Annotated in this window: 23 protein-coding genes and 1 other RNA gene; 1 reads left to right on the top strand and 23 read right to left on the bottom strand. The window is 62.5% G+C overall.

Translation table 11 applies throughout. The features are described from left to right. Nucleotides 1-46: 46 nt before the first annotated feature. The 21 genes from HMPREF2826_RS03410 to HMPREF2826_RS03310 form a co-directional block, all read right to left on the bottom strand. Nucleotides 47-1,369 carry a plasmid recombination protein gene (locus HMPREF2826_RS03410; RefSeq protein ID WP_070639226.1) on the bottom strand — a complete coding sequence of 441 codons (1,323 nt, stop codon included), beginning with the start codon at nt 1,367-1,369 and terminating at the stop codon, nt 47-49. Between the two features lie 139 nt (nt 1,370-1,508). Beyond that, nucleotides 1,509-1,838: a hypothetical protein gene (locus HMPREF2826_RS03405; RefSeq protein WP_070639224.1), complete on the bottom strand. Its 330-nt coding sequence runs from the start codon at nt 1,836-1,838 to the stop codon at nt 1,509-1,511. A gap of 21 nt (nt 1,839-1,859) precedes the next feature. Continuing rightward, entirely contained in the window at nt 1,860-3,635 is a 1,776-nt protein-coding gene (locus HMPREF2826_RS03400) for a phage/plasmid primase, P4 family (RefSeq protein WP_070639222.1), read from the bottom strand. A gap of 145 nt (nt 3,636-3,780) precedes the next feature. Next, on the bottom strand, nt 3,781-3,987 hold the full coding sequence (locus HMPREF2826_RS03395) for a helix-turn-helix transcriptional regulator (protein WP_070641068.1): 207 nt from the start codon (nt 3,985-3,987) through the stop codon (nt 3,781-3,783). Between the two features lie 1,132 nt (nt 3,988-5,119). Then, nucleotides 5,120-5,484, bottom strand: a transfer-messenger RNA (tmRNA) gene (ssrA, locus tag HMPREF2826_RS03390). A 253-nt stretch (nt 5,485-5,737) separates the two neighbouring features. Beyond that, on the bottom strand, nt 5,738-5,950 hold the full coding sequence (locus HMPREF2826_RS03385; RefSeq protein ID WP_070639219.1) for a CsbD family protein: 213 nt from the start codon (nt 5,948-5,950) through the stop codon (nt 5,738-5,740). A 130-nt stretch (nt 5,951-6,080) separates the two neighbouring features. Continuing rightward, nucleotides 6,081-6,740, bottom strand: a complete 660-nt coding sequence (locus HMPREF2826_RS03380; protein WP_371440568.1) for a YoaK family protein — start codon at nt 6,738-6,740, stop codon at nt 6,081-6,083. A gap of 169 nt (nt 6,741-6,909) precedes the next feature. Continuing rightward, on the bottom strand, nt 6,910-7,053 hold the full coding sequence (locus HMPREF2826_RS03375) for a rubredoxin-like domain-containing protein (protein ID WP_058270589.1): 144 nt from the start codon (nt 7,051-7,053) through the stop codon (nt 6,910-6,912). A gap of 126 nt (nt 7,054-7,179) precedes the next feature. Continuing rightward, nucleotides 7,180-7,701, bottom strand: coding sequence for a flavin reductase family protein (locus HMPREF2826_RS03370; RefSeq protein ID WP_070639215.1), 522 nt, complete (start codon nt 7,699-7,701; stop codon nt 7,180-7,182). Nucleotides 7,702-7,751: 50 nt separating this feature from the next. Then, a complete protein-coding gene (gene smpB / locus HMPREF2826_RS03365; protein ID WP_083307224.1) occupies nt 7,752-8,276 on the bottom strand; it encodes an SsrA-binding protein SmpB in 525 nt (174 codons plus the stop codon). Continuing rightward, a complete protein-coding gene (locus HMPREF2826_RS03360) occupies nt 8,263-9,132 on the bottom strand; it encodes a tetratricopeptide repeat protein (RefSeq protein ID WP_168163973.1) in 870 nt (289 codons plus the stop codon). Before HMPREF2826_RS03360 ends, smpB begins: the two co-directional genes overlap by 14 nt. A gap of 61 nt (nt 9,133-9,193) precedes the next feature. Next, entirely contained in the window at nt 9,194-11,269 is a 2,076-nt protein-coding gene (rnr, locus tag HMPREF2826_RS03355) for a ribonuclease R (RefSeq protein ID WP_070639213.1), read from the bottom strand. 445 nt (nt 11,270-11,714) lie between these two features. Beyond that, on the bottom strand, nt 11,715-12,641 hold the full coding sequence (gene ftsX, locus HMPREF2826_RS03350) for a permease-like cell division protein FtsX (RefSeq protein ID WP_070639211.1): 927 nt from the start codon (nt 12,639-12,641) through the stop codon (nt 11,715-11,717). Further along, nucleotides 12,628-13,725: a cell division ATP-binding protein FtsE gene (gene ftsE / locus HMPREF2826_RS03345; RefSeq protein WP_070639209.1), complete on the bottom strand. Its 1,098-nt coding sequence runs from the start codon at nt 13,723-13,725 to the stop codon at nt 12,628-12,630. The genes ftsX and ftsE overlap by 14 nt, the downstream gene beginning before the upstream one ends. A 242-nt stretch (nt 13,726-13,967) precedes the next feature. Beyond that, nucleotides 13,968-14,906 (bottom strand): transketolase family protein, encoded by a 939-nt coding sequence (locus HMPREF2826_RS03340; RefSeq protein WP_070639207.1) that lies wholly within the window; start codon nt 14,904-14,906, stop codon nt 13,968-13,970. Between the two features lie 4 nt (nt 14,907-14,910). Continuing rightward, nucleotides 14,911-15,732: a transketolase gene (locus tag HMPREF2826_RS03335; RefSeq protein WP_070639204.1), complete on the bottom strand. Its 822-nt coding sequence runs from the start codon at nt 15,730-15,732 to the stop codon at nt 14,911-14,913. 81 nt (nt 15,733-15,813) lie between these two features. Next, complete coding sequence (locus HMPREF2826_RS03330) at nt 15,814-16,500, bottom strand: transaldolase family protein (RefSeq protein ID WP_058270581.1); 687 nt, start codon at nt 16,498-16,500, stop codon at nt 15,814-15,816. Between the two features lie 155 nt (nt 16,501-16,655). Continuing rightward, the gene (locus HMPREF2826_RS03325; protein WP_070639202.1) at nt 16,656-17,531 is read right to left on the bottom strand and encodes an L-ribulose-5-phosphate 3-epimerase; all 876 of its coding nucleotides are present in this window, start codon (nt 17,529-17,531) and stop codon (nt 16,656-16,658) included. 99 nt (nt 17,532-17,630) lie between these two features. Beyond that, entirely contained in the window at nt 17,631-18,326 is a 696-nt protein-coding gene (locus HMPREF2826_RS03320) for an L-ribulose-5-phosphate 4-epimerase (RefSeq protein ID WP_210388960.1), read from the bottom strand. 162 nt (nt 18,327-18,488) lie between these two features. Next, a complete protein-coding gene (locus HMPREF2826_RS03315) occupies nt 18,489-20,054 on the bottom strand; it encodes an FGGY-family carbohydrate kinase (protein WP_070639200.1) in 1,566 nt (521 codons plus the stop codon). A gap of 56 nt (nt 20,055-20,110) precedes the next feature. After that, the gene (locus HMPREF2826_RS03310) at nt 20,111-21,034 is read right to left on the bottom strand and encodes a sugar phosphate isomerase/epimerase family protein (protein WP_070639198.1); all 924 of its coding nucleotides are present in this window, start codon (nt 21,032-21,034) and stop codon (nt 20,111-20,113) included. 251 nt (nt 21,035-21,285) lie between these two features. On the opposite strand from HMPREF2826_RS03310, the gene HMPREF2826_RS03305 reads away from it, so the two are divergent. Beyond that, a complete protein-coding gene (locus HMPREF2826_RS03305; protein ID WP_070639196.1) occupies nt 21,286-22,215 on the top strand; it encodes a ketopantoate reductase family protein in 930 nt (309 codons plus the stop codon). 9 nt (nt 22,216-22,224) lie between these two features. Here the strand turns inward: HMPREF2826_RS03305 and HMPREF2826_RS03300 are convergent, their stop codons facing one another. Both HMPREF2826_RS03300 and ulaG read right to left on the bottom strand, forming a co-directional pair. Next, on the bottom strand, nt 22,225-23,031 hold the full coding sequence (locus HMPREF2826_RS03300) for a GntR family transcriptional regulator (protein ID WP_168163972.1): 807 nt from the start codon (nt 23,029-23,031) through the stop codon (nt 22,225-22,227). A 346-nt stretch (nt 23,032-23,377) separates the two neighbouring features. Continuing rightward, nucleotides 23,378-24,496: an L-ascorbate 6-phosphate lactonase gene (ulaG, locus tag HMPREF2826_RS03295; RefSeq protein ID WP_070639192.1), complete on the bottom strand. Its 1,119-nt coding sequence runs from the start codon at nt 24,494-24,496 to the stop codon at nt 23,378-23,380. Nucleotides 24,497-24,527 lie beyond the last annotated feature (31 nt).

Raw genomic sequence — 24,527 nt, 5'->3', positions numbered from 1 at the left:
TGGAACAGCTCTAAATGCAATAAGTCTTACATAAGGTTTAGTAATACTAGTCCTCGTCGTCCTTCGGTTTGTCCCATTCGGCCACCATGTCTATAAGGCGACGTGCGCGGTCCTTGCTGGCATCCCTCTTGTTCTGTATCGTCTGCCATGCCCTCTCGCAGCCTGCGTAGAAGTTCGGGTACTTCTCTTTGACCTTGTCGATGACGAACTGGGTGAAGCCAGAGGGCGCAGAACCCATCTCCTGCGCATCTTTCAACAGCTCATCGACCTGTTTTGCCTTGTCGGCAATCAGATGCGCTCTGCGGTCGTTTACGGCCTTCTGGCGGGCAATCTCACTCTCGCGTTCCGTCAGGTCGTCAGCCCACCTTTTGGCGTTCGCGATGATTTGCTTGTCGTTGTATATCTCGGGCATCCCCATGGCGTTCTTGAGGGCATATGTCGTCTCGAACACCTCATGCTTCTTCTTGTCAGCTTCCTCAATATCCTTCTTTGCCTGCGCGTGTTTTGGCTCAAGCTCTGCCAGTTCATTCTCTGCGTCCGCGACTCGCTCCTGCACGTCCTCAAGGTCGCCTATCTTCTCGTTGACCTCACCTGTCAGCCTCTGGTTCTCGTCATCCAACGCGTGCCTCAGCTCGTTTGCCTTCTCCGCCTCCTTCATGGCCGCATACTCGTTCGCCGACAGACCGTGACGCTTCGTCTGCTTATTCTGGATGTGCTCCTCTTTATACGCCCTCTTCTCCTCGTCAGTCATGTCTTTGACCGCCTCGGGGTCATACGCCTTCAGCTCATCGACAGGCCAGCCCTTCTCCTTCATTCGCTTCGGGTAGTCACGGTTGAGCTTGGCAAACGTCTTCAGGTTCACGACGCGTGAGCCTGCCAGCTTGCCATCCTTGTCGTACGCCATCGAGATGATGTGCTCGTGAGGCGCTCCCTCGTCGAGGTGGCGTTCCCTCATGCGCACATCCTCATCCCGCACAACTCCAAGCTCGCACAGAACTTCATACGAGTCAGAGAAAAACCTCTCCTGTTCCTCTGGCGTCTGAGAATTTATCCACTCCCCGTCAGGCTTGACGATGAGTGCTATTGCTACAGCTGCATCCGACCTCAGACCTCTTCCGAGATACGACGTCTTCTTGTACTCCGTCTCGTAATCTGCAACTTCTTCCTCTATCGCCTGTGTGGCATTCCACCCCTTTGAGTAGGGGCCGAGATGGAGATTGAGGTCGCTCTTGGAAGGGTCGAGATTCTTCGTCTTCGACGCCCTTTCCTCTCCCGCTTCCATAGCTATCGCCCTGAGGTTGCCAGCGTGCTTTCCGCTCGCGGCACCTCTCTTCAATTTCAACATCGGCATTCCGACTTTGATTCCCATTTTCGACACCTCCTTCGTCTGTGTCACTCATGATTTTTAGGCAGGGGCATTCCCTTCGTGGTAGCCCCGCCATATAAGACCTACTCGCACCCATATCAAAGAATTGTCGTAGTCAAGTGCGAATATCTACCCTCCGGACTTATCTAGCGATAAGTTCCTGGCCAAGAGGGCGCTGCGCCCCTCTTGACTCCCCGCTGGACTCGTATGTTGTCTCGCCACCTTCTGTGCCTGAGAACACATACTCGTCAGCGTCGGTCGCACTCGAAACTTCAGGATAAGCGACAGGCGCATCCTTCCAGTTTTCGAGGTACTCCCGAAGCATCGAGGCATCGTCCGGCACGTCAGGGAACATGTCCCTGAGCGCCTTCCCAAGCCTCTCATCGACTCTTCGTTGTGCCATGGCCTTCGCCTTGCGCACCTCGTTCGCTTTTTCTTGGAGCTTCTTCAGCTCCGCATCGAAATCTCTCATATCGTCACCTCATCCTTCCAATCAATCGCCACTTCGATTTGCAATCCCGAGCGACGCCCTCACGGCCTCGTAGCTGCTTCCGAGGTCTGCTGGTGTCGTACTGTGGGCACGGCAGTACTCGAAGACTTTCGTGCGGTAGAGCCCGCGTCGCCGTCTCGGGCGGTTATAGACATCGTTCACGTAAAGTCTCGGGCACCACTTCTCGCACGGTGTCTTGAGAACTTTCCCATCTGCTCCCTTGTCCTGCATCCATTCACCGTCGGAGCACGCAAGTTCGGCAATACGTGAAGCCAGAGCCTTGTTGCTCATAGGCGACGTCATGCCAGGATGCTCTGTGCGCAACCACTCGGCATAGCGCTCGGACAGGTAGTCATTGGGCACAAAATCCGCCTGCACGGAGTCCTTGAAGTCCTCCCAGAACTCGGCAACCGTGTCGTTCCCCAGCACCCACTCACGCTTGAGCTGAACTGCCTCTTCAGGCTCCGGAAGCTCGTAGTACCAGTCCCACTTCACGAGCGCCTGATAGGCCATGTATTCGCAGAACTCCTTGGACACCACCCACTCGGAGCGGATTGTCTTGTCGTCTGCCTTGCCAATGAACTGACCCGTGAACGGAACGTAGATGTTCCTGTCCAGCCACGCGTCGCCCTTGTCCCTCGTCTTGGGGATGTCATTGGCAGCGCAGACAATCAATGCGTGCGGGGTGTAGTCGAACATGCCCTTGTTCTTGCGCTCAACGCCTATGGCGTCGTGCGAAATGATGGACTTCAGACGGGAGTTGTCCTTCAGATACGAACCGGAATCGGAGTCCTCGCACGTAATGAGCGAGACACCGACGATATTAGACACGCCGAAACGTCCGCCGTCGCCGCCTCCGGCAAGCAGAGCGAGGCTCGATGTCATGCAACCGTCGTACCCAACCATCGCCTTGAGACAGTCAAGGAACGTAGACTTGCCGTTGTGACCCGTCTTGTTGTAGACGGTCACCATAACACGCCAGTTGTAGTAGCTGCGAAGACATGCCCCCGCCACCTTGACCAGAAGGTCACGTCCGCCCTCATACGGCACGTAGGAGTCCAACAACTGCCAAAAATCAATTACAGTGCCATCAGGCATCGTGTGTACGGGAACTGGTGGTTCTGCAGCAGGAAGAGCAGCAGCACTCTTTCTGAGAGCCACAATCTCCGGGTCAAAATCCAGCATGAGACCATGTTCATAATCCCAGATGCCGTTTGCCATGAAGACCAGGTCTGGGTCATCGCACTCGCAGACTCGGTTCTCGCGGCGGGACGCCATGTCGTGAAGCTTCTGGACGAAGTTCTTCTTCCAGTTGCCGTTCACAGCACCTGCTATCTCATGGCACCATGCGTCTATCTGTCCGTCGCCAATCTCATGGTAGATGCCCTCTGACCATTCGTACATAGCGAACACGCCCTCTGACGTCTCCTTCTCGATGGTCTCCTTTGTGCACACCATGCGGATGTACTCGCACGCGAACACAAGCTCTGCCGCCTGCACAGGGTCGATGCTTTTGACGAGCGCCCAGTTGCGGATGCTGCGACCGTATTTCTTGTCCGGCTCGGGATTGCCCGGCGCTTCGTTCATGCGAACCCACTTGATGAGGTCGTTCGTGGTCTTGACCACGTCCTCGGACAGCTCGGACAGGCTCTTTCCTGCTCGTGCACGCAAGGCATAGGTCACCGCGTCGTGCAGTGCCTTGTGATAGTTCTCGCCACCATAGAGATAGGCGGGGTTGTACACATCCCCCTGATTACCGGACGGGTAGCCACGGCCCATCGTCCAGTCCTTATGCGTAGACTTATCTGGTGCTTGATATACGGGTGGAATCGCGTTATTATTTATATATGTTGATGGGACAGTTCCCTTTGCTGACAAGGCGCGGGAGCTGTCTTTTTTATGCCGCTCATGAAATATCACCTCCTCAATCCTTCGGCATTACAGCCCTGTAATGCTTGTCAATCCATGCGTTCAGGTCTTCTGCCTTGTAGAAGACCGCACGGTGGAACTTGTAGAACACAGGCCCCTTGTGCTGTGCCCTCCACGTGCGAAGCGTGGCGGGGGCCACGCCCAGCCTGTCAGCCGCCTCATACGTGTTCAGAAAATCCTTCTTGTTGCTTTTCTCCTCCATGTCCCATACCTCCTGATTCAACATCTTGGACAAACAAAAAAGCCCCTGCCAAAACCAGAAGCGGACACAACAGAAAGTCATGTCTATCTCTGGTTTTGGCAGGAGCTTCGTTCGTCGTTATTTCACCTGCGACGCTCGGCGGTATTCCGCCTTGCGCTCGACTCTTATTCCCGACAGTTACCCCGCATCGAAGACGGGACGGGTGCTGAGTCTTTCTTTATCATACTCAATAATACTCCATCAACAACTAAAACGCAAGGTAAATATTCGCATTTCAGCAGGTCAGAAGGCTGTTCCCCTCATATATGAGCAAAAATAAGCAAAAATATTTTTATAGCTTCTGGTGGGATAGCCAGAAGAGCACACCAACGACAGCTGGAGGCTGACCACATGTGTGACCACATCAAAATAGTATGTGGTCAGCTTTTTTGAAAAATTTACGCTCGTTTACGAGGGGATTTTTTTCATTTTGACCACTTGACCACATGACCACATATAAACCGACTTTTTTTATTTTATATATGCATTTATAACACGTTTCAAATTTTTATAAAAAAGTGCCTAATGATGTGGTCATGTGGTCAGAAATAAAGTTTATCCTCATAAATAAGTCCAAAATGCTGACCACAACCCTGACCACATCAATTTTTCTTGTGGTCAAGTGGTCAGCGAATGCATTCGTTTATGAGGATTCACGTTTTTTTGCCTCTTTTCGCATGTCGTATGGCAAGGTGCATTTCGGACGCTAACGCGTCCTCAATGCAAGATAGGGCGGCCTTGCGGCCGCCAGATTTAGACAGGCGACAGATTAAAAAGGAGCACACTCACGCATGTCATCCCTTCCTGTGTCTACTGTCTTGAGGACAACGGAGACGCGAAGCGCCGCAGTTGTCCGACCCAACTAAAATGTCGCGGACGGCGCAGCCGTCCCGACCCACATCACTCAAACAATTTGCGGCTCATATAGCCGTTTTAAGACACAAAAAGAACTTAGATGAGGTAATCCTCGCCTAAGTTCTTAAAGTCGCTCTACGGCCTTCCTAGAGCGTCATATGCGGTCAATAATCATCCGCAAATCTATATACAAGCGCCAACTCATTCCTAATAAAATAGAGTTCAACGCTTCCTCTTTTGGTGGAGGTGCGGAGAATCGAACTCCGGTCCAAAGCACATCCCTGGCAGGTGTCTCCAAGCTCAGTCACGTGTTGCATCTTAGGCGAGGCGCGCCTCGTGACCCGCGCACCGCGCCCCAGTTGGTTCGGTCTTGACGTGCGGCATACCAACGACGTCCGCACGGGCGTCTCCCTTAGATGACGTCGCGCCGGGGTCGGGAGCATCCCCCGGGTTGACGGCCGCTAGCTAATTAAGCGGCGAGGGCGTAAGAGCCCTGATACGAGTTGTCGTCAATTCAATTTGACGGTACCCCTGTTTAACGTGGCGAGGAGACCACGGCCTGCTGCCCACCTCAGACATACCCTGTCGAAACCAGTCACCCCCACGGATTCTGGGGTCACTGCCACCATGCGAATGTCAACGTACCGTCATGAGCCGCTCGCGGCGAGGCTCACGTCATCATTCTACCCAATGACCCGTCGCGACAGAAGGCGTGTGCAAAAGTCCATGCCACACCACCTGTGACGGCCGACACCAGGCGCGGATGCGCCCGCCTTGCGACGCGCACGCGCCTATGAAAAGGGGGCGAGACGACCGACGTCGCCTCGTCCCCTCTCGCGCGCATGTATGTCAGAGCTTACTTCTTGTCTCCGTGAACGAGCTTGTCAACGCCCTCGGCGATGCCCTCAACGGCACCCTTGGCATCCTCGACGAGCTCGCGCGCCTTGGAGCCGGCCTGCTCGACGACGCCCTCGGACTGGAGCTTGGTGTCGCCCACGACCTTGCCGATGCCCTCCTTGACGCTGCCGATGGCACCGTCAACCTTGGCGTCAATCTTCTCGTTGGACATAGTGACCTTCTTTCCGCCCCCGGGGGCATTAAGGTTCGACCTACTTCGTGTATACCCAAGTGTCGGCCGCCGTTGCCGCGCATCGCGAGAACACACGACGCACATCTGGTCGACCGGGGCATCCCCGCCGTCAGCGTACGCGAAACATCAGGAAAAACGCCACCGCGAGCAGGACGGGGCTGGCCAGGATGGCCTGCAGCCCCCAGGGGCCGACGAGGTGGTTGCCCAGGACGGCCCCCAGTACGAAGCACGCGATCACGAAGTAATACAGCAGCCCCGTCTCAAGGTGGCGCCTCTCGCGGGCGTGCAGGAATGAGACGAGAGCCTGCGTGCCGCTGCGCAGGTTGCCGATGCACATCGTGGTGGCAAACGCATGACCGTGGAGCTTGCGAAACGCCTGCACCTGCATGCCGCAGGCGAGCGACGTCAGGCTGTTGGCGAGGAGGTTGAGGGACTCGGGCAGGGCCGCCACACAGACGAGCAGCAGCATCTCGTACGCGAGCACGATCTGGCGCCAATGCAGGGCACGTTTTGGCGCGCGCAGCTTGAGGGCATGGGCCGCGGCGATGCCCAGGGCAAACGACACGACGGGCAGCAGGTAGCGCAGGCAGCCTCCCAGGTCTCCCTGCGACAGGCCCACGCCAAGCAGCAGCATGTTGCCCGTCTGGGCGTTGGCGAACACGTGCCCGCGCGCACTATAGGAGTAGGCGTCCATGACGCCTCCCGACAGGGCCAGAAAGACGGCAAGCTCCATGGATTCGGATGTCTGCGTCGCATGCCTCACCGGCACGCACCTCTTCTCGTTGACAGTACGTCATCGCGCCCCGCCGCCCACGCATGGCTGCCGACCCCTGCGTGGCCGCCAGCCCATTGTAGGCGCATGCGAAGGGGCCTGCGGCGCACGCGCGCGGCAGGCCCCCTCTTCCTTCCGTACGCCGGCGCCTCATGCGCCGGGCAGGCTACTCCTCGACCAGCTCGAACTGGTCAGGGCCGACGCCGCAGACGGGGCAGACGAAGTCCTCGGGCAGCTCGGGAGTGTCAACCTCGGTCTCGTAGCCACAGACCAGGCAGCGGAACTTGTACGTCTTCTTCTCTTCGGCCATGTTACTTCCTCTCGTATGTCATGGAGGCGCGCCCTCTGCGCGCCAAGTTCGCCGGACACTGCGGGCCTGATGCTACGGTACCCATTTGCGGGTTCCGGCACCGTCCCCTTTCATGCTGCCTTCATATTACCCGATGTAGGATGAAGCCTTGGGCGGTGTCTTGCCCTTGAGCACGGTGTGGTAGTACCCGTAGGTAAGGGGCTGCACGTCAGAGAGCGGCCTCGCCTCCTTGACCTCGCCCACGAAGATCATATGGGTGCCCACGTCGAGCGTCTGCCTGACCTCGCATGCGATGACGCTCGCCGCGTGCTCGCACTCATAGGGGTCGCCCAGGCTGGTGGTCTCGGTCTTGACGCCGTCGAACTTGTCAATGTCAGCGGATGACCTGAAGCCGAAGCGCCCTATGTAGAGCATGTCGACGTCCTGCGTGAGCGGGCAGAGGGCAAAGTGCCCCGCCTTCTCTATGACCTGCTCGGTGTGGTTCTCCTTGTTGACGACGACCTCGACCTGAAACGGCTTGTTGGTCACCTGGAGGCCGGTGTTGATGATGCAGGCCCCCACCTCGTCGCCGTCGGCCGCCGACACCACATAAAGGCCCGACGTGAACTTGAACAGTGCCCTCTCGTCAAAGAGCTCGTCTGTCGCCATCGCTTCCTTCCTTTCCCTGCGGCCCGGACGGACCGTCCCAATATGACGCACTAGCGCACGCGAGCCTTGAGGGCGCGCTGCACCTCTCGCTCCGTGTCGCGCTTGGCCATGTCTCGACGCTTGTCATAGAGCTTCTTGCCTCGGCCCATGCCAACGCGAAGCTTTACGCGATTCCGCTCGTCAAAGTATAGTTCCAGGGGCACGAGCGCGACGCCCTTGGTCTTCATGCGCTGGTCGATGGCGGCGATCTGGCGGCGATGCATCAGGAGGCGCCGACGACGGTCCGGATCGACGTTCCAGACGCCGCCGTTGGAGTAGGGATGGATGTGGACGCCCACGAGAAAGAGCTCGCCGCCGCGCACGATGCAGAACGAGTCGCTGATCTGGCACGGGCGCTCACGAATGCTCTTGACCTCGGTGCCGGTGAGCTCTATGCCCGCCTCCCAGGTCTCCTCGATCTCGTAGTTGTGTCGGGCGGCGCGATTGTGGGCGATCGTCCTCTTCTGACGAACGCGAGCGCCTTGCCCGCCGCCCGCCTTGGGCTGAGCGACGACGCTGGGCCTACCCTTGGCCATGAGCGTCCTCCTCGTCACTTTTGCGCAGTTCGGCGAGGATGCCCTCGACCGTCTGATCGTCTGAGAGGCCGCGCGCCCTGAGCACGAAGGACGTCCGGGCCTCCTCGTTGCCGGCCAGCTCCGCCGTGAGCGCGCACGACAGCAACTCGATCACGACCTCGATGTTGGCGCCGCGCGGGATGCGCGCGTCATCCAGGAGCCTTGCCTCTTCGGCGTCATCCAGGGAGTCTGGGTCAAGGTCGCTGCCCCTGAGCTGATCAATCGTCGATGCAAGCCCCTCGCTGTGCGGCATGAGACGTCGCGCGGCCCGCAGGCAGGCCGCCCCATGGCCTGCGCGTCCCAGCTCGCGGAAGAAGTTCGCAAATATGAGGTACGCCTGGACCAGCTGCGCGGGGTCGCTCGCGCGCTCAAAGGTCTCATAGGCCAGCTGCACGCTGCCCTCGACGTCGCCCGCCTGGCGCAACAGGCTCGAAAGGCGCAGGTAGTTGTCAACGTCCATGGGGTTCCAACGTATGGCCCGCTTGAGCGAGGTCACCGCAAGCTCGCGGTCCCCCTGCTGCGCCAGGGCAAGCCCCAGATCGCCGTAGAGACGGTCGATGGGCTCGCCGACGTCATGCAGGGTGCGTCGGTCGCCTGACACCCGGCGATAGGCGACCCTCTCGAAGTCGGAGCCAAAGCTGAACCACTCCTCCTCGTCCGACGAGGGGCAGTTTTCGCTGACGTACTCCTCGACGTCGGCGGCAAGCCGTGCCAGCAGGTCGCAGGCGGCGTCCGCCTCGCCCTGCATCAGGTAGCCCTCCGCCACCTGGAGTCGCTCCGACATCGCCGACTCATCGCGCTCGTTGTCTAGCCCCACGCTGCCCTCCCTCGGACCTGCGGCGTCATGTGCGTACACGTGCATGTAGTAGCCTACCCCTTTAGGGGTGCGAGAAGCCCCCGGGCGCCGGGGAGGCAGGAGCGGCAGCCTGGCGTCGCGGCGTCAGCGCAAAGGTGATCTGGCCCCGCTCGGGGCTGGCCCCCGTCACCGTGACCTCAAGGCGAGCACCCACGCGCCATGTCATGCCGCTCTCCTCGCCCGTGAGGGTCATGCGCGCGTCGTCGTAGGAAAACCACTCGTCACCCAGCGCGCGTACCGGGACGAGCCCCTCCGCGCAGCTGTCGTCGAGCATCACGAACAGGCCGTAGCGCTCGACCCCGACGACGACGCCGGCAAAGCTCTGGCCCAGCCGCTCTTGGAAGAGCTCGGCCATCTTGACCCTCTGGGAGTCTCGCGACGCCCCGTCGGCGGCCCGCTCGCGGTCCGAGCAGCTGCGACAGATCTGGGCGAGCGCCAGGCGCACCTCCCGCTGCTCCCGTGAGTCGAGCGTCCCGTCAAGGTAGGCCAAAAGCGCCCGGTGGACCGTGACGTCGGGGTAGCGGCGAATCGGCGAGGTGAAGTGGCAGTACGCGTCTGCGCCCAGCGCGAAGTGACCCTCGTTGTGAGGCAGGTAGATGGCGCGTTTCTGGGCCCTGAGCAGCAGCGAGTTTGCAAGGAACTCGCCGTCGCCGTAGCGGGCGTCCGCAAGCACCTGCTGAATTGCCACGGGGCTACCCGCCGCAAGCGCGTCTCCCAACGACCCCTGCGCCAGACCCAGCTCCTGGAGGGCGGGCAGCGTCGCCTTGAGCGCCTCGGGAGACGGCCGCTCATGGACGCGATATGCGCACTCGACGTCGGCGTCCGCCAGCATCTTGGCGACGCCCTCGTTGGCAAGGAGCATGGCCTCCTCGATGAGGCTGGTGGCGCGGGTCCGCTCGCGCACGACCACCCCCGTGGGACGGCCCCTGTCGTCCAGCGTGACCTTTGCCTCCCTGCTCAGGAAGTCTATGGCGCCGCGGTCGTGCCGGATGCCCAGACGCAGGCGGGCGATCTCGTCGAGCACGGCGATTGACGTGGCGACGGCCTGGGCCAGGTCGGCGGCGCAGGGAAGGTCCTCGGCCGTCAGCCTGCCCTCCAGCAGAGCGTCTGCCTGCCCGTAGGTCAGGCGCGCATCGGAGCGGATCACCGACCTCGTGGCGCGGACGTCCAGAAGCCTGCCGTCGGCGCCCAGACGCATGAGGATGCTCAACGCCAGGCGGTCCTCGGCCGGCCTCAGCGAGCACAGGTCATTGCACAGGCGCTCGGGCAGCATGGGGATGACGCGGTCGGCCAGATACACCGAGCAGGTCCGCAGCTTGGCCTCATTGTCAATGGACGAGCCCCACGCCACGTAGTGGCTCACGTCCGCGATATGGACCTCAAGCTCAAAACCGTCCTCAAGCCTGCAGGCGCCGACGGCGTCGTCAAAGTCGCGAGCGTCGGCCGGATCGATCGTGACGACGCAGTGGCTGCGAAGGTCTTCCCGATCGGGGGCCGCGAAGGCCTCCGTCACGTCATCCCTCAACGCCCGAGCCTCGTCCAGGACCGCGTCGGGAAACTCGGTGCGTAGGTCATAGGAGGCGATGACCGACTCTATGGGGATGTCCAAGGCATCCCGGCTCCCGACCCGACGCTCTATGGTGACGATGCCCGCGGAGGCTCGACCCGGATACTCGAGGATGCGAGCCACCACCACGTCGCCCGCGTGAACGCCAAGGCGTCGGGCGCAGTCATCCTGGGGCGTCACAAAGAAGTTGCGACGCAGACGCACGTCAAGAGGCACGACCACGCCAAGGGGGTCGGCCGTGCCGTAGCTGCCGACAAAGGACTGGCAGGCGCGCTCGATCACGTGCTGCACCCGGGCGACGCGCTCCTGGCCGCGACGGGGTCGAGACAGGCTCACCTGCACGGTGTCACCGCTCATGGCCTCTCGCACGCCGCCGCGCACGACGGGAAAGCGACCCTCGGTCGTCTCTACCGTGGCAGAGCCCGAACGGGAGACGCGGATGACGCCTTGTGCCAGCGGCGGACGCTTGCGCGTTCCCGCGCTGCGCTTGCGTCTGCGGGAACCGCGCGGCCGTGAGGTGCCTCTGGACATGTCATGCCACCTTTCCCTCAAACCGGGCCATCCGGGTCGTCCGCCGGGACGGGCGTCATCATCATTCTATAGAATGCGTCGAACGTGGGACGCGTCGGAGCAGGCCCGGGCGCAACGTCTTGCCGGGCCGCGGGGCTTAGCCAAAACACGACATTTGTGTCAGAATCCCGGCCCAAAGCCTGCGATTTTGACACAAATGTCGTGTTTTGGCTACGGGCGGCCCGGCGCGCGGCCGGATGCTCGGCACCCTCGGCTAACGTGTGCGTCGCGATGGCCAGCTTTTGCGTTTTCCCAGGATTCGATTAGTAAGGCCCGTCCAAACGTACGCTTTGAACGAGACCCCCGAAGTATCAGACATAAAATGGGCCGGCGCGGGGATGCCGCGTCGGCCCAAAGCGCACGCTAGGGCAAAGGCCCCGGCTGGGTGCCGTCAGACTCCTTAGGCCTACACCTTGAGGTAGCGCCTCATGGCGATGGCCGAGCCAAACAGGCCCAGGAGGCAGCCAATCGCCACGAGCGCCGCATAGGTCAGCACCAGCATGGAAACGGGAACGTCAAACGACAGAAAGGTCAGGCCGGCCTGCAGCCTGGGCAGCACGATCGAGACGCCCGCCTGCAGCACGGCGATGGCAAGTAGGGACCCTATCAGAGACTCCAGCATGCCCTCGGCCAAAAACGGCCCACGGATGAAGCCGTTGGATGCACCCACCAGCCGCATGATTGCAATTTCGCGGCGGCGCGCGGAAATGGCCAGTCGGATGGTGTTGTTGATGAAGACGAACGCAATGAACGCCAGCAACGCGACGAGCACGACCGTGCCAACGCGCAGGTAGTAGGTCACGCTCAGCAGCTTCTTCACCGTCTCGCGCCCGTACTGGACGGATTGCGAGGGGTCGTTCGCGTCGTCCGCGATGCCTTTGAAGTCGGCGTCGGCAGTGAGGTTCCCCGCGACGCTCTCGACCTTGCTCGGGTCCGACAGCGTGATGACGAGCGAGGCCGGCAAGGGGTTGTCGCCGTCGAGGGCGGCGACGACGTCGCTGGCGTTCTTGTTGCTCATCTTCTGCTTGTAGCTCTCCAGGGCCTCTTCCTTGCTCTTGTAGGTGACGCCCTGGACGTACTCCCATCCCTGGACCTTCTGCTGAAACGCGTCAACGGAGGCCTTGTTGGCACCGTCCGAGAGGAAGGCCTGGATGGTGACCTGGTCCTCGACGTTGCCCGCGATGCGGTTGAGCAGCACGGACCCAACGGCAAAGAGCCCTATCACAAAGAGCGAAAGAAAGATGGTGACGATTGCACCCATGACGGTAGACCAGTTACGACGGAAGTGACGTCCTGCCTCGTGCAGGGAGTAACCAAGATTAGAGGGCACCATAGTAACCGTAGCCTCCCCTCTCCTGGTCGCGGACGATGTGTCCCGCCTCAAGGGCGACGACGCGCTTGCGCATGGAATCGACCATCTCGCGGTCGTGGGTCGCCATGACGACGGTGGTCCCCGCACGGTTGATGCGGTCGAGCAGCTTCATGATGCCCAGTGAGATGGCGGGGTCAAGGTTACCCGTCGGCTCGTCGCACACGAGGAGCGGGGGCCTGTTGACCATGGCGCGGGCGACGGAGACGCGCTGCTGCTCGCCGCCGGAAAGCTGATCGGGATAGTTGTCCATCTTCTCCGCAAGGCCCACCAGGCGCAGCACCTCGGGCACCTGCACCTTGACGACCGAGCGCGGCTTGCCGATGCACTCGAGGGCGAAGGCGACGTTCTCGTACACCGTCTTGTCAGGGAGAAGCTTGAAGTCCTGGTACACGGTGCCAATCTGGCGCCGCAGGTACGGCACCTTACGATTGCGGAGCTTCGTGAGGTTCTGGCCTGCCACGATGACCTGGCCGCTCGTGGCCTTGAGCTCGCGTGTGACGAGCCTGAGGAACGTGGACTTGCCCGATCCGGAATGACCCACCACGAAGACGAACTCGCCCGGGTAGATGTCCAGGCTCACGTCCTCGAGCGCCGGCTTGTTGGGCTGGGCGGGATAGATGAGCGTCGCGTTCCTGAGCGAGATGGTGGGAGTCCCGGTGCGGTCAATCGTGGGCGCGTCTCCGGCGATCATGGGAGAGAAGACGCTCTCGTCGCCCTGGACGTCAACCGACGACTCGTCATCCGCGACCTGAAGGGCCGTGGACTCGTCGGTAAGGTCAAGCGAGTTCTCCCCTGCCGGGCGGACGTCGGTCGCACCCACGTCGCCCGTCGGGCGGACGTCGGGCCCTGCGGCGCTTATGAACTCCGGTTCGCTGATAGGAGCCGTGCCCCCGGACAACGCCGAGGAGCGTACGGCGGCCATGGCCGCCTCAAGCTCGTCGTCCAGCACGGAGCCGTCGCCCTGTCGTTGCGCGGGCGCCTGGGGCGCCGACGACGCGTCCCCACGGTCTCCCGGCCGCTCGCTGCTGCGAAAATGGTTGGCCACAAGTGCTCCTGATTCTACGTAGCAATCACTGACAGATTCGAACGTATTGTAGCAAAGCGTCTCATGGTGCCCTGAATTTGCACGTCACACACAGACGAGCGGCACGCGCGGAGGAGGGGCCGCTCCCACTGCAGGTGGGGCGGCCCCGCCCTCATACGAACGTGGCGCGGCGGCAGTCGGGACAGCTGGCCCCACGTCGTCTCGCTCCCGCCGTCATGTGCGAAAGCGGTGCGACGTTGGCGTTAGCGGACGAACGCCTCGATGGCCTTGGCGACGCCCTCGCCGTCGAGGCCGTACTTGTGGAGCAGATCGAGCGCGGGGCCCGACTCGCCAAAGACGTCGTACATGCCCACCTTCTTGACGGGCGTGGGACGAAGGGCCGAAAGCGTCCCGCACACCGCGTCGCCCAGACCGCCGATGACGGAGTGCTCCTCGACGGTCACGACCCGACCCGTCTTCGTGGCGGAGGCCACAAGCAGCTCCTCGTCGAGGGGCTTGACCGTCGCCATGTTGATGACCTCACAGCTTACGCCCTTGCCGGCGAGCGCTTCGGCCGCCTCGAGGGCAAAGCCCACCTCCAGGCCGCAGGCGACCACGGTGACGTCCGTGCCCTCGCGCTCGACGGTGCCCTTGCCAACCTGGAACTGATAGCCCTCGCTATGGATGACGGGGGCGGCAAGACGGCCCAGGCGCAGGTAGACGGGGCCATCGGCCTCATATGCCGCGACGACTGCGGCGCGCGCCTCGACGTCGTCCGCCGGCACGATGACCGTCATGTCCGGAATGGTGCGCATCAGGGCGATGTCCTCGTTGCACTGGTGCGTGGCGCCGTCCTCGCCCACCGAGATGCCGGCGTGCGTGGCGCCGATGACCACGTGAAGGTGAGGATAGCCGATGGAGTTGCGCACCTGCTCAAAGGCGCGTCCGGCGGCGAACATGGCAAAGGTGCTCGCAAAGACCTTGCGTCCCGTCGTGGCGATGCCCGCGGCGACCCCCATGAGATTCTGCTCGGCAATGCCCACGTCAATGAAGCGGTCGGGATGGGCGGCCTTGAACTTGCCCGTCTGCGTCGCCGCGGCAAGGTCGGCGTCAAGGACGACGAAGTCGTCATGGGCGGCGCCAAGCTCCACCAGGGCGGCACCGTAGCTCTGGCGCGTTGCGATCTTCTGAACGTCTGCCATCTTGCTAGTCCTCCTTCGCAAGCTCGGCCATGGCCTGGGCGTACTGCTCGTCATTGGGGGCCTTCCCGTGCCAGCCGACCTGATTCTCCATGAACGAGACGCCCTTGCCCTTGACCGTGTGGGCGACGATGCAGCTGGGCTTGCCCTTGGTGGCGCGCGCCTCGGCGAAGGCCTCGCGCAGCTGGGAAATGTCGTTTCCGTCGGCGACGTCGATCACGTGGAACTTGAAGGCGGCAAACTTGTCGCCGATGGGCTGGGGGGAGTTGACCTCCTCGAGGGTGCCGTCGATCTGCAGGCCGTTGTGGTCGACGATGACGCACAGGTTGTCCAGCTGATGATTGCCCGCCAGCATGGCGGCCTCCCACACCTGGCCCTCCTCTATCTCACCGTCGCCGCAGAGTGCGTAGGTGCGCCAGTCGTCGCCCCAGATCCTCGCGGAGAGCGCCATGCCCACAGCCGCCGAGATGCCCTGGCCCAGGGAGCCCGTGCTCATGTCAACGCCGGGAGTGTCCCTCATGTTGGGATGGCCCTGCAGGCGCGAGTCAACGTGGCGCAGGGTCGTGAGCTCCTCCTTGGGAAAGAACCCGCGCTCCGCGAGGGTGGCGTACAGGCCGGGCGCGGTGTGTCCCTTCGAGAGGACCAGGCGGTCGCGGTCGGGCTTGGCGGGCTCTGCCGGGTCGATGTTCATCTCCTCGAAGTAGAGGTAGGTAAAGATCTCCGTCGCGGAGAGCGAGCCGCCGGGATGCCCCGACTTCGCCGCGTGCGTGCCCGTGAGGATGCCCTTGCGAATCTCCTTGGCAACCTTTCTGAGCTCGTCATCTGTCATTGCGTCTCCTTGTCCTTGAGAAAGCGGGCGATAAAGAGAAGGCGGCAGGGCACTCGTCCCTGCCGCCAAGGCAAGCCATGCCTACTTGGCGTCGCCGGTGACCTTTGCCCAGTCGGCGGCAAAGAGCTCCAGGCCGCGGTCGGTGAGCGGATGATGGACGCAGTTCTTGAGCGCGCCAAAGGGAACGGTGGCGATGTCGGCGCCCATGAGGGCCGCCTGGGTCACGTGGTGAGGAGTGCGCACGGACGCGGTGATGATCTCAGGACCGCCCTCCTCGTCCCAGTAGCCATAATCGTAGTTGTGGACGGCGTCCACGATCTCCTCCAGGTGGTCCAGGCCCTCGTCGCCGATGTCGTCAAAGCGCCCGACGAAGGGCGAGATGTAGCGCGCGCCGGCGCGGGCGCCCAGGAGCGCCTGGGGGGCAGAGAAGACGAGCGTCATGTTGACGCGAATGCCCTCAAGGGCAAGGTGGTGAATCGCGGGGAGCGACTGCTCGGTGACGGGCAGCTTGACCACGATGTTGGGAGCCAGGGAGGCAAGGTGCTCGGCCTCCTTGATCATCTCCTCCGTGGTCTCGGCCGTGGATTCCGCGGACACGGGCAGCCCCTCGCAGATCTCGCAGATCTTGACCATGTGGCCCTCGAAGTCGGCGAGCTTGCCTCCCGTCTTTGCGTAGAGCGACGGGTTGGTGGTGACGCCCGAGAGGCATCCCCAGCTTGCCGCCTGGCGAATCTCGTCAAGGTTGGCGGTATCGACGAAGAATTTCATGACGTGCTTCCTTTCACCTCTTGAGCCGTTGGAACCTACTTATGACCATTGTATCGTGTCGAGACGGGCCGCCGGCAGTGGCGGGGGCCATAGGTACCAAATTGGCGCCGCATGTCCGTACAAGCCGTCAGGAGCGAGCCTACGCCGCATCGGGCCTACGCCGCCGCGACGGCCGCGGCAGCGCGCAGCGCCGCCTCGATCTTCTCGCGGCAGAAGGCGGAGGCATGGGCGACGTCGTCCTTCCACGCGTCGGAGCCCAGATACCACATCTCGCACACGTAGCGACGTACGCCCTGGGGAACGAGCTGCGAGAGCCCGCCCTCGTAGTCGGTCGTGCCCTCGCCAAAGAGCATGTCGCGGTAGTGTCCCGCCTTGGTGGCCTTGAGGTGCGCGGCAAAGATGTGCCCCGCGCCCAGCGCGATGTCGTCGGCCACGGGCGTCCCGTAGATGAAAGACGCGTTCGTGAGGTTGCCCACGTCGGGATACACGCCCAAAAAGGGGCTGCCGACCTCGTCGACGTACTTCATGGCCTTGCCGACCGTGTCCATGAAGGGCGTCTCCATGGTCTCAAACCCCAGGACGACGCCGCCGGCGGCGGCCATCTCGGTGGCCTTGGCCAGGTTCTCGGAGAAGTACCTCTCGGACTCCCCCCAGGCGTCCTCGTCGTAGTAGGCGTCATATCCCGCCAGCTGGATGATATGCAGGCCGAGATCGCAGGCGAGCTCAAGCGCCTTGTCCATCATCGTCAGGGCGTAGGCGCGCTTCTGGGGGTCCTTGGCGCCCAGGGGCCACTTGCGATGGCCCGAGAGACACATCGACCCCACGGGAACTCCCGTGTTCCGTGCCGCCTGGACCACCTTAGCGCGCTCCTGGGCCGTCCAGTCGAGTCGTGCCTGACGCGCGTCAGTCTCGTCCACTGAAATCTCAAGGTAGTCAAAGCCGCAGGAGGCCGCCACCCCCAGGCGCTCCTCCCAGTTGAGCCCCGCGGGCGTGGCCTTCTCGTACAGCCCCAGCTGATAGGTCTTAGTCATGGTCTCTCCCCTCGAAGGAGAAGGCGCCGACCCTCGCCCACGGCCAGCGCCCCCCTCAGTTTTTCTCGAAACAGCTGCCGCGCGCCGTGCCTCGGCGGCCTACTTCTGGCCGTAGTAGGCATTGGGGCCGTGCTTGCGCTGGTAGTGCTTGTCCTGCAAATACTGGGGGGCAGGGCCCGCCTGAGGTGCGAGAAGCTCGGTGCGGGCGGCCATCTTTGCCACCTCGTCGAGGACGACGGCGTGATAGACCGCGTCGGCCGCGTCCTTGCCCCAGGCGAAGGGGCCGTGGTTGCGCACGAGACAGCCGGGCTGGGCCAGGGGGTCCTTGCCCTCGAAGCCCTCGGCGATGACCTTGCCCGTGTTAAGCTCGTAGGCCTCCTCGATCTCCTGCTGGGTGAGCCCCCGCATGCAGGGCACCTCGCCATAGAAGTAGTCGGCGTGCGTCGTGCCGTAGCAGGGGATGGCCCTGCCGGCCTGCGCCCAGGCGACCGCCCAGCTTGAGTGCGTGTGAACGACGCCGCCCACGGTGTCTCCCCACCTCTGATACAGGAGGGCGTGGGTGGGCGTGTCGGAGGAGGGGTTAAGGTCGCCCTCGACGACCTTGCCCTCGAGGTCGCACACCACGAGGTCCTCGGGCCTGAGGCTCTCATAGTCCACGCCGGACGGCTTGATGACGAAAAGGCCCCTCTCGCGATCCAGCTCCGAAGCGTTGCCCCAGGTAAAAACCACCAAACCGTGCCGAGGCAAGTCCATGTTTGCCTCGTAGACCTTCTCCCTGAGTTCCTTGAGCATCATCGTGTCGTCCTTTCTCGGTCGCGGGCGGCTCGCACGCAACGACTACGTCGGCCCCATTTTACCCTTTAGCCGTCTGAGCGCGGTCCCCTGTGGCATGGTTGGGCCACAAAAGGGCGCAAGTGCGGGGCTGCGGCGAAGGGCTGAGGAACGTCAGAGGGGCGGCTACGCCATGGCTCCGCCGGCCTGACTGGCATGGTCGGCCTCGTCGGCCAGCGCCTCCATGTCATCCCACAGCCCGTCCAGGCATGCCACGGCCTTCCGATAGACGGCGTACTTGCGCTCGTACGTATCTCTGAGCGCCTCGTTGGGCGAGAAGGTCCTGCCCACGCCCACCATGCGCTCGACGGCCTCCTCCATGCTCGCGTAGCGGCCCGTGGCGACGGCGCCGGCAATAGCGCAGCCCAGAGCGCCCGCCTCGTCGGCGAGGACCGTCTGGACGGGAAGCTGCATGACGTCGGCAAAGAGCTGGGACCAGACCTCGGAGCGCGCGGCTCCCCCCGAGAGCCTGATGGCGCGCGGAGCGTCCTTTCTTGAGGCAAGAAGCCGGTCGAGGTGCTGACGGTGACAGAACGTGATGCCCTCGTAGACGCTGCGAGCGAGGTGGCGCCGGTCGTGCGAGACGTCAAGTCCCACGAAGGTCCCCCGAGCGTTCTGGTGGGCGTTGGAACCCATGAGAAAGGGCAGGAACGTGGGAACGAAGCAGTGGGGGCCGACCTCGGCCACCCAGTCGTTGACAACCTCGTAGACGCTTTTGCCCGCGTTCTTCGCCTCCTGGGCCACCTCGGGCAGAAGCCGACGGATGAACCACTCGTTGTTTCCCGCCGACGTGGCGCTCGACTCCTCGATGAGGTACGTGCCCGGCAGGCAGTACAGGGAGTTCATGGCGACGCTGCCGTCGAGGACCGGGGCGTCGCGGATGTACTCGTTGATGGACCAGGTGCCGGCGATCATGCAGACGAGGTCACCCGTCACGACGCCGGAGGCGAGCGCACAGGCGTCGATGTCAAAGAAGCCGCCGATGACGGGCGTGCCCGCCACGAGCCCCGTCTGTGCGGCGGCCTCTTCGCTCACCACGCCCGCGATCTCGACGGAGGAGCAGAGCGGCGGGAGGGCGCCACTCACCTCCTCGATGCCGAAGAGGGCAAGCAGCTCGGGGTCGAACTTTTTGGTGTGGAGGTTCATGAGGCCGCTGCCCGAGTAGTCCGTGAGCTCGGCGCGCGCCTCGCCGGTGAGGCGGAACCTCAGGTAGTCCTTGCACTCGAACACATACGCGATGTTGGCATATGCCTGGGGCTCATGGTCCTTGAGCCAGGCGAGAAGCGCCACGGGCTGGCAGCTCATCACGTGTTGGCACGACAGGGCGAACGCCCGCCGCTCCGTGCCGTCGGCCCGCCAGGCGCGCACGTACTCGTGGGCGCGATTGTCGGTGGACGAGATCGCGGGGCGGACGGGCGCGCCGTCCTTGCCCCACAGGTAGAGCCCCTTTCCGTGCCCGCAGACGCCAACGCTTGCGACGGCCTGCGCGGGGATGCCGGCATCCTTGAGGACGCCCCGCAGGACCGCGCAGTTTGCCCGCCACACCTCCTCCATGTCGCGCTCAACGAAGTCGGGCCGCGGCGTCTGGGAGGAGGTGGCGACCGAGCAGACGGCCAGCTGGGCACCCGTCTCGTCAAAGAGCGCCGCCTTTGTCGCGGTGCCTCCGTTGTCCAGGCCGATGTAGTAGCTCATGCGTCCCTCCTGGCGTCAGCCGTTCGCATGAAGCGGACGGGATGGGGGCTTCTCGACTAGCAGTCTATGCCGGCAAGCTCGAAGCAGCGCTGGAGGAACTTCCTGGCATGCTCCTCCAGCAGCCACAGGTGCGCCCCGGGGTGGCCATGAATCTCCACGGAGGCGTACACGTCGCTCACGCCCGCGGGCGTGTCGAACGAGGCCACGGTCCTCAGGATCTGGGAGCCCACCTCGGGCGTCAGGAAGCCCTCGGTCTCCCAGTCGGGGGCCATGGCGCAGTCCATATGCAGGTCGCCAAAGCACGGGTGCGAGACGTCAGTGATGGCGTCGCAGAGATGGACCTGCGCGATGTAGGGAGAGGCAAGCTCGAGCGATCGCGTGAGGTCGATGCCGCCCAGCGCCTCATGGGCGCTGTCCCAGTGGATGTAGACGTTGGAACACTGCTCGAACAGGGGCTTGAACCAGACGACGTCCTCCTCCATGGGGCCGATGAGCTGCTTCTTGTAGGCAAAGCGGTCGAGAGGCTCGATGGTGAGCTTCTCGCCGAGGCCGTCCATGTGCTCGGCGATCTCGACGATGGACTCGGCGAGCGCCACCTTGGCAAAGCCGCGCAGGGGCGCGCCGGGGTCGTCGCCCGAGGGGATGCAGATGTTGGTGTAGCCGCAGTCGGCGGCATAGCGCGCAAGCTGCTTCACGAGGTCAACGGCGCGGCGACGGCCGTCCTTGTCCAGGTCGGCGAGGCTGAGGCCCTGGGCCTTGACGTAGGGCGTGACCGAGGTCCCGCCAAAGAGGCCCTGCTGCTCGATGATCGAGCGGACGGCTTTGCGATTTTCGCCGTCAAAGAACACGGGAAGCTCGACGCCCCGGTAGAAGTCAAGACGCGCGACCCTCCTTAGCACCTCGAGCATGCGTGCCTCGTCGTACATGTAGGGCATGAACATCTCAAGCAGGTGAGTGGAGGTCTTGATGGTCTGGGACATGGCGTTTTCCTTTTGGAAGTACTGACATTCCAGATTTGGAACACTGGAACAAAAACTAGGATGAACCTGGGGTGAAACTCACTCACATTCAATAGACTATACAATTGATATTTCATATATGCACTCATACATGAACGGTAGTATATCGAGTTCAGACGGAATATATGAGCTCTTTACATTGTGAGTTCACAAAGCATGTTCATACTCGTTTCATTACCTGTAATTTTTGTTTTAGGCGAAAGGAAGCGCTCATGAACATCACCGTCATCGGCTGCGGGGCAATGGGCGGGCTCTATGGTGCCTACCTGAGCCAGCGCCACAACGTGACCGTCCTCGACGTGACGAAGGATGCCATCGACGCCATCAACGCCGAGGGCCTCGAGATCGTCGAGCCCGATGGGACGTCCGCGGTATACCATCCCCACGCTGCAACGACGACCGAGGGCATGGCTCCCCAGGACCTCGTCATCGTCTTCGTGAAGGCGCTGTTCACCGATGCCGCCCTCGCCTCGGACGCCAGCATCATCGGTCCCGACACCTACCTTATGACCCTCCAGAACGGTGGCGGCCATGAGGAGGTCCTGGGCAAGTACGCCGCTGCCGACCACGTAATCATCGGCACGACGCAGCACAACGCCTCCCGCCTGGGCATTCGCTCCATGCGCCACGGCGGCAGCGGCAAGACGGTCATTGGCGGAACCGCCGCCACGCTCAAGCAGCTCTCTCCCATCGCCGAGGCCCTGACCATCTGCGGCCTTGAGACCGAGGTCAGCACAGACGTGCAGAGGCTCATCTGGAATAAGCTCTTCACCAACGTCTCGGCCAGCGCGCTCACGGGCCTCTTCCAGATGCCCCTGGGCTTTGTCGCTACCGATGAGCATGCCTGGCTGCTCTGCACCAAGCTCGTCCGCGAGGCGGTCGAGGTCGCCCACGCGGCGGGCTTCGACTTTGACGCCGACGAGAAGATCGCCGAGGTGCGCCACGTATGCGAGGCGAGCCCCGAGGGCGTCACGAGCATCCAGGCCGACATCGCCGCCGGAAGGAGGACCGAGGTCAACACCATCAGCGGGTTCGTCGTCTCCTGCGCCTCCAGGCACGGCGTCGCCGCCCCCAACCATGAGTTTGTGGTCTCGGCCATCCACGCCCTCGAGGGCAGGGCGCTGGCGCTGCGCAGCGCCTAGGCTACTGCGTCACCTGCGTCCTAAGGTAATCTCCGGCGTCAACTCGCTGTCACCTGGCACGGGCCCGAAATCGAAGTAGTCCGCATGGTCGATCACCATCTGGTCAAAGAACTCGACGTAGTGGTTGAGATGACCGTACATGAACGTGTACAGCTGATCCTTGGTAAGACGGGTGCCAAAGGCAAGCCTCTTGTAAAAGTCCTCATGGTCCTTGTAGAACTCCGTCGCCTCGCTGAATCCGTACACCAGGCCCATGTAGCGCACGCGGTCATAGTGTGACGAGGCGGCCTTGATCAGGCGCCAGGTGAACTCGAGCCCGGACCCTTCGAACACGACGCGATGAAACTCGTCGTCAAGCTCGCCTACGCGATGTATGTCAATGTCGTCCGCCGTGAGCGCCTCCCTTTGGCGGGCGAGGCACTCACCCAGGCGCATGATGTAAGCGCTGGGAAGCCTGCCCGCCATACGAAAGAGCGTGGCGGCCTCGACGTCGGTCCGCAGCAGAGACCCCTGACGCATGGCGCTCACGTTGATCTTGGAGACGTGCGTCGCGCTCTGAGGCTCGACGTCCACGAGGAGCTGCTCGCGCAGCTTTCCGATCGCCTGATGTACGGGCGTCTTCGAAACGCCGAGCTTGCCCGCCACCGAGGCCTCCCTCAGCAGCGACCCAGGCGCCATGATACACATGAAGATGTTGTATCTGAGGCAACGATAGGCGTACTCCGCGCTCGTCTCGCCCTCCAGGCGGTCCAGGACCCTCATCTCGGACGCCGCGTCGTCACCTCCCCGCTTTGCCGTGGGAGTGGCGGATTTCATGACCGCGCGCACCAATGCCGATTCCATCGTGACCTACCATTCGGAGGATTCTCGCCTGTGCCTGGCACTTCACGAACGACAATGCGGGGTGAGGCGCGCGGGGTCGGCTGTGTTTGCCTGCTCGTATGCTGATATATCACATTATAGGGAGGCGCAGCATATCGTAGGGTGACGTGTGCATGTTGCTGCCCAACGGGGTCTACATGCCCCGCCGACGCACGGGGCGTCGAGCATCTTGGCATTGGAGGCCCTGGTTGCCTTTGAACGTCAGCTTGCCAGACGACGAAGGGGGGCGGCCACAGGCGCGGCCGCCCCCTCTTGGGTGCCCTGGAGGCTATGCCCTGTCTTACAAGACGGAACGGTACGGCACGTTGGGCTCGTGATCGAAGCAGTCATGGAAGCCGCGGTCGTACATGTACTCCTTCTTGTCCTTGTCCAAGGGGTAGGTGTAGTCACCGCCCGGCTGCCAGTAGTACGGGTGGAAGGTGTAGCCCAGACGGTCCTTGCGCATCTGGTAGAGAACCTCGATCTCGCGCTGGTCGGCCATGAAGTTGGTCCACACGTCCCAGTGGATGGGAATGACGACCTTGGCCTGAAGCGCCTCGGCCATGCGCAGGACGTCACTGGCCTCCATCTTGTCCTGCATGCCCACGGGGTTGCAACCAAAGGAGCCAAAGGCCACGTCCACGCCGCCGTACTCCTTCATGATGTCCTTGCCGTGCTTGGCAAAGTAGATGGAGTAGTGCGAGTCGCCGCTGTGGTAGATGTTGCCGCCCGGCGTGACGAGCAGGTAGTTGACCGCCTTCTCGTCCATGTCCATCGGGCACTTGCCCCACAGGTCCTCGCGGTCGGGTCCGGTGGAGTCGGTCGTGGTGATGCAGGTGCGGTCAAAGGAGTCGAGCACCACGATCGTCATGTCCTTGACCTTGATCGTGTCACCCGGCTTGACGACCTTGATGCGGTCCTCGGGAACGCCCCACGTGCGCCAGAACTCGGCGGACTTCTCGGGCCCGATGAAGGGCACGGGCACCTCGTTGCCCTGCTCGTCAACCGTGGTCATGCCGGACTGGATGACGTGCGCCGCCCACTCCTTTGACATGTGGTCCTGGTGGTAGTGCGTTGCCAGGACGGCGTCCACGTGCTTGAAGCCAAAGGGGTCAAACACGTAGGGGATGTTGCGCAGGTTGGGCTGCATGGCACGGCATCCCGCCATGTTGGCCATCTGATGGCCGACCTTCATCAGCCCGTTGCCATGCGTGCGCTTACCGTTGCCGGTCCACAGGTCAATGGTGACGTTGGCGTCGCCCGGCGTCTTTACCCACATGCCGGTGCAGCCGAGCCACCACATCTTGACGTTGCCCTCGGGCACCGTGCAATTCTCTATGTCCTCGTTGAGCCAGGTTCCCCACTCGGGGAAGGTGCTCATGATCCAACCCTCGCGGGTGACCTCGTCGATGGCGGACATGCATTCCTCCTTACTCATGTTCCGGGAGCCA

The organism is Olsenella sp. HMSC062G07, from assembly GCF_001811895.1.
GTDB lineage: Bacteria > Actinomycetota > Coriobacteriia > Coriobacteriales > Atopobiaceae > Olsenella_F > Olsenella_F massiliensis.
This window is presented reverse-complemented; position numbering and strand designations above follow the sequence as displayed.